The following is a 5815-nucleotide window of genomic DNA, read 5'->3' as shown; positions in this document are numbered from 1 at the left end:
CGTCCGCCTCATGCGCCTCCGAAGATCCGAAAGGCAGAGCAAAAAAACCCAGTACCAACGCCAGCAGCACCCAAAAAGTATTTTTACGCGAACGAGTCATTTCACACCTCTCATCATAATCATATAGCAGGTTTAAATCAGAAAAACTAAACCAAATAAAATTAAACTAAGAAAAATCGAATATAAAATTAGAAATATCGATTTATCTAAGACAAAACGAATAATACTAAGAAAAAATAGAATATGCAATACTTTTTCTTAGATTAAGTAATTTTTTTCTTACAATTTTATAAAAACTAAGGTAAAATACACTCAAATCGTCCAAACCATATAAAAAACATACCTCCATAAAGGCATAAACATGGATACCTTTAAAGACCGCCTGGCTTTCTTATGGAAAGATGAAGCCCGCCAAGCCAAAATTGCCGCCGACATCGATATGACCATCGCCGGATTCAGCCGTATCTGGAACGAAGGCGGCCTGCCGAAATCGGAAACGCTAAAAAAAATCAAACAACTTAAAGGCTGCAGCATAGACTGGCTTTTGACAGGTGAGGGTTCTCCCTTCCCCGATTCCGAAGCCCCAAAAGCCACGGCAACCGACACACTGGGTAATCCAGTCGATATAGACGAATTTGTCTTCGTACCGCGTTACGACATCCAGGCCGCGGCCGGACACGGACAGCTCGTCGGTGACGAACAGCCCATGTTCGCCATGGCGTTCCGACGCTATTGGATTGAAAATTATGTAACGCGCGACATCAAAAACCTTTCCGTTATCTCAGTCAAAGGCGACTCGATGGAAGGCGTGCTGAATGATGGCGACACCATCCTCATCAACCACGGCCAAACCACGCCGCGCGACGGCCTCTATGTTTTACGCCTCAATGAAAACCTTTTGGTCAAACGCCTGCAACTGATACCCGGCGGCATCGTCAACGTCATTTCTGCCAACGAGGCCTACCCTACTTTTGAAATCGACTTGAAAAACCCGACCGACGACGTCGCCATCATCGGCCGTGTAGAATGGTTTGGCAGAAGCATCTAAATCTGACATACTGGTGCTTGAAATTTCTGCCATGCCCTCCATGTAAGCTGGCAGACCCTGTCTGCACAAACTTGCCTTGACTAACGGTTTGCGCGACAATAGTAAAAATATTCATATAAAAGGAATCACATCATGTCAGACGAAAGCCCTATTATCTTTACTGACAGCTGCTGCACCAAAGTTGCCGACCTGATTGCCGAAGAGAACAATCCCGATTTGAAATTGCGCGTATTCGTCAACGGCGGCGGTTGCTCCGGCTTCCAATATGGTTTTACTTTTGATGAAATCAAAAATGACGACGATTTTGAAATCCAGAAAAACGGCCTGACGTTCTTGGTTGACCCGATGAGCTACCAATATCTGGTTGGTGCGGAAATCGACTACACCGAAAGCCTGCAAGGTTCTCAATTCGTCATCCGCAATCCGAATGCCGAAACGACTTGCGGTTGCGGCTCGTCCTTCTCCGTATAAACAATCCGTTTCTTCATGAAAAACAGGCCGTCTGTATCTTCAGACGGCCTTTTGTGTGAATTTATTTTAAACAATATTGGATTTATCTTATAATAATAATATCGGGCGTGAATATTTACTCTACAATAGACATAACATTGGACATGCATATTGCCATATAAATAAAAAATCATTGTCCAGCCGATTAACGACACAAAGGCACCCCCTATCCGGTCTGCCTAAGACTGCGGCCTCTGTTTTTGCCTGCATCGCAAGCCAAAACAGCTCAAACACAATAACAAAACCTTAGGCCCAACCCATTTGGTTGACGCAGTCGAAATATTCATGGGATATCAATGAGCAAACAAGAAAAATTTTTCGACGTATATGTTTCCTATCCGCCGAACACGGATAAGGAGCGCATCCATGCCTGCCTGTATGACAACCTGCCCGAAAATGAAGCCGAGAGCCTGATTCAAGCCTTGGCAGAGCGTCCGCAAGCCATTGTGGCCGAAAAATGCACGCAAGACGAGCGCGAAAATGCGCAGCATTACTTCAGCTATTTGGGTTTGGACGTAATCGTCCGTCAGGCTATGGAGTTGGAAGCGGTCGAAGAAGAACCCGTATTGGCAGTCAACACGCCCGACCCTATCCAATGCCCTGTCTGCATGACGATAATTGACGAATTAGATGCACAGGAATGTAAAACCTGCCACTTTGATTTGACAGAAAAAAATGAGCTAGCCATCCAGCGCAAGCGCATTGAATGGCAGGAAAAAATCTCTTTCGAGCATAAAAAACAAACCGAAATTGCCCACAAGCTCAAATATGAACGTGAGCAGGAAGAGAAAAAACTGCGCAAAAAAATCCGTGCCGAATTGGAATCCCAATTACGCGAAGAGTTAGGCCAAAATCCTGAGCTGGCCGCACTTGCAGCGAGGAAGAAAACACAGTTTCTGCTTACAATGGCTATCGTATTCGCCGTTTTGAGCCTGCTTGCACTCGGCTATATCGCTGCAAAATTCTTCTAAACTGATTTCAAAACTTAAGGCCGTCTGAAAAACAGATTTTCAGACGGCCTTTTATTTCCATATTGATTGAATCATTTCAATCAAGCCTCTTGCACATCAACGTCCACCGACCATCGGATTTTGCCGTCGCGGTTTTGCTGCAACACCTGTACCCACAAACTCACGGCACGGTGCAAATCTTGTCGGGATGTCGATTCGAGGAAAACTTGCGCACGTTCGCGTTCGGCAAGGCGCACCATCAGCATCGGAGCGGCACCAAACTGGGAGACGCTTTCGGGCAAAAGCGGGACAAGGGTTTCTTTGGCGGCGTTGAGAAATTCCATCGCATCGGCAACGCGCAGCGCATCGGCACGGACGGCCGTCTGAAAACCGAAAGGCGGCATGGCGAACATTTGCCGCTCTTTCAATTCGTTTTCGGCAAACACGGCGTAGTCCTGCGCTTTAACGGCGGCGAAGACGGGATGTTCGGGCAGTTGGGTCTGTATCAACACCTTGCCGGGTTTATCGGCTCGCCCCGCCCTGCCGGACACTTGCATCAGCTCGGCGAACAGCCTTTCCGGCGCGCGAAAGTCCGCGCTGTACAGGCTGCCGTCGGCGTTCAACACGATAACGAGGTTGAGCCGCGCAAAATCATGGCCCTTGGCGAGCATCTGCGTGCCTACCAGAATGTCGATTTCGTTGTCGGCGATGCGGCGGTACAAATCCGCCCAGTCGTTTTTGTGCGCAGTGCTGTCCCTGTCGACGCGGACGACGGCGGCCTCGGGCAGGAAGGCGCGCAGGGTTTCTTCGACGCGCTGCGTGCCGTGGCCGACGGCGGTCAGATCTTGGTTGCCGCAGTCGGGGCATTTGTACGGGATGGGTTCGCGGTGATCGCAGTGGTGGCAGCGCAGTTGGCGGGCGCGTTGGTGCAACACCATTTTAGCGGAGCAGTTCGGACAGCCGAAAGTATGGCCGCAGTCGCTGCAAAATAATGCGGGTGCGAAGCCGCGCCGGTTGAGGTACACCAGCGACATGCCGCCCGCCTCAAAATTCTGTTTCAAAAGCTGCAAGGCTTGCGGCGAGAAGCCGTTGTCGAGTTTCAGACGGCCTACATTGAGGATTTCCACTTGCGGCAGTTGCGCGGAAGCATGGGCGCGTTCGGTCAGTTGCAACAGGCGGTACGCGCCGCTTTGCGCCTTGTGCCAACTCTCCAAGCTGGGCGTAGCACTGCCCAATATGATGGGACAGCCGCTCTGCTTTGCCCGCCACACCGCCAAATCGCGGGCGTGGTAGCGCAATTCGTTGTCCTGTTTGAACGAGCCGTCGTGTTCCTCATCGACCACAATCAGCCCGACATTACCCATCGGCGTGAACACCGCCAACCGCGTGCCAATCACCAGCTTCGCCTGCCCCAACATCGCGCGAAGATAATCCTGCGTGCGCTTGCCTGCAGCCATCTGGCTGTGCAACACGGCGGTCGGCACGTCGGCAAAACGGTTTTCCACCCGCTTCAAAAGCTGCGGCGTGAGGTTGATTTCAGGCAACAGAAACAACACCTGCCGCCCCTGCGCCAACACTTTCGCCATCGCATCAAAATACACTTCGGTCTTGCCACTGCCGGTAATGCCGTACAGCAAAAACGGCTGAAATTTACCAAAGGCTGTCTGAATTTCATCGGAAGCTTTCTGCTGGTCGGCATTTAATACAAATTCAGAGTGCGAAGCCTGTCCATTGCACGACTCTAAAACGGAATTTGCCGCTTCCGCAGTTTCAATCCAACCCTGTTCCGCCCAATCTTCGATTAATTTCGCCGCCTGCGCGTTCACCTGCTTCAACGCCGCCATCGTCATCCCGCCCGACAGCAGCGCGTCCCACAAAGCCGCTTTTTTGTTGAACCGAGACGGCGGCGGCGTTTGCGCCCTACCCGCTTCGTTCAAAGCGTAAAACAACGGCGGCTGCGGCATTTCCACCGCGCGCGTTTCCTTCAAACCCTGCGGCAGTGCGGCAAATACTGCCTGCCCGTTCGGATAGTGGTAATAACGCGACGTAAACGCCAACAAATTACGCCAGCTTTGAGGCAACGGCTTTTCTTCTACAAAGGCCGTCTGAACACTCAAAATCCGCGCCATATCCATATCGGGCGTAATATCCGTTTCCCACACAATCCCGACAACGGTTTTATTGCGGAAAGGCACAAGCACCCGCGTTCCCGGAGGAAGCGGCTCGGAATGGGAATAAGTCAAAAGGCCGTCTGAAAGCGGCACATTTACGGCAATACGGTGGTAGAACATACAAACAATCAAATCATTTTTTCGTATTTTAACAGCCGAAAGCTATTTTCAGACGATAATTTGAGCCTGAGTACAATGCAGACATGACAGAGGTTTGATACAATGCCTTACTTTCAACACACGCAAGTCTTTCGCATGAAAACCAAGTTAATCAAAATCTTAACACCGTTTGCCGTCCTTCCTTTGTTGGCATGCGGTCAACCTGCCGTATCCAACGCCAACGCGGCGCCTGCCCCTGCTGCCAAAGCGGAAGCGCCTGCCGACAAATCGGTTGCCGCTTCTTTGAAAGCGCGCCTGGAAAAAGTCTATGCCGCCCAAGATTTGAAAGTTTTGAGCGTCAGTGAAACGCCGATTAAAGGCATTTATGAAGTTGTCGTCAGCGGCAAACAAATCATCTATACCGATGCCAAAGGCGACTATATGCTCGTTGGCGACCTCATCAACGTCAATACGCGCCAAAGCATGACTGAAGAACGCGCCGCCGATTTGAACAAAATCGACTTCGCTTCCCTGCCTTTGGACAAAGCCATCAAAGAAGTACGCGGCAACGGCAAACTGAAAGTCGCTGTTTTCTCTGATCCGGACTGCCCGTACTGCAAACGCTTGGAGCATGAATTTGAAAAAATGACCGACATCACGATTTATACCTTCATGATGCCGATTCCAAGCCTGCACCCTGATGCCGCGCGCAAAGCCGAGCTGTTGTGGTGTCAGCCTAATCCGACCCAGGCATGGATCGACTGGATGCGCAAAGGCAAACTCCCAAGCGGCAAAGCAAACTGCGAAAACCCTGTTGCAGAAACCACTTCATTGGGCGAACAATTCGGCTTCAACGGCACGCCGACCGTAGTCTTCCCTAACGGCCGCAGCCAAAGCGGTTACAGCCCTATGCCTCACCTCAAAGAAATCATCGAGAAAAACCAGTAATACTTTTCAGGTTTTAATCTCCATAAAGGACGCTTTACGCGTCCTTTTTTCATGTCGCCCGCCATCAACTGCCTTCAGACGGCCTCAAA

General features: G+C 50.4%; 5 protein-coding genes. 4 read left to right on the top strand and 1 reads right to left on the bottom strand.

The window, feature by feature from the left end; all coding sequences use genetic code 11:
- The first annotated feature begins 361 nt into the window (after positions 1 to 361).
- The 3 genes from ACTHSP_RS16975 to ACTHSP_RS16965 all read left to right on the top strand — a co-directional run bounded on the left by ACTHSP_RS16975 (position 362) and on the right by ACTHSP_RS16965 (position 2529).
- Positions 362 to 1048, top strand: coding sequence for a S24 family peptidase (locus tag ACTHSP_RS16975; RefSeq protein WP_003680158.1), 687 nt, complete (start codon positions 362 to 364; stop codon positions 1046 to 1048).
- A 132-nt stretch (positions 1049 to 1180) separates the two neighbouring features.
- A complete protein-coding gene (erpA, locus tag ACTHSP_RS16970) occupies positions 1181 to 1519 on the top strand; it encodes an iron-sulfur cluster insertion protein ErpA (RefSeq protein WP_003680162.1) in 339 nt (112 codons plus the stop codon).
- Positions 1520 to 1854: 335 nt separating this feature from the next.
- Positions 1855 to 2529 (top strand): hypothetical protein, encoded by a 675-nt coding sequence (locus ACTHSP_RS16965; protein ID WP_003748368.1) that lies wholly within the window; start codon positions 1855 to 1857, stop codon positions 2527 to 2529.
- 80 nt (positions 2530 to 2609) lie between these two features.
- On the opposite strand, the gene ACTHSP_RS16960 is transcribed toward ACTHSP_RS16965, so the two are convergent.
- Positions 2610 to 4799, bottom strand: a complete 2190-nt coding sequence (locus ACTHSP_RS16960; protein WP_440346509.1) for a primosomal protein N' — start codon at positions 4797 to 4799, stop codon at positions 2610 to 2612.
- Between the two features lie 135 nt (positions 4800 to 4934).
- Between ACTHSP_RS16960 and ACTHSP_RS16955 the strand changes: the two genes are divergently transcribed.
- Positions 4935 to 5726, top strand: a complete 792-nt coding sequence (locus ACTHSP_RS16955) for a DsbC family protein (RefSeq protein WP_004518838.1) — start codon at positions 4935 to 4937, stop codon at positions 5724 to 5726.
- Positions 5727 to 5815 lie beyond the last annotated feature (89 nt).

This window comes from Neisseria sp. P0001.S005, assembly GCF_051963715.1.
This window is presented reverse-complemented; position numbering and strand designations above follow the sequence as displayed.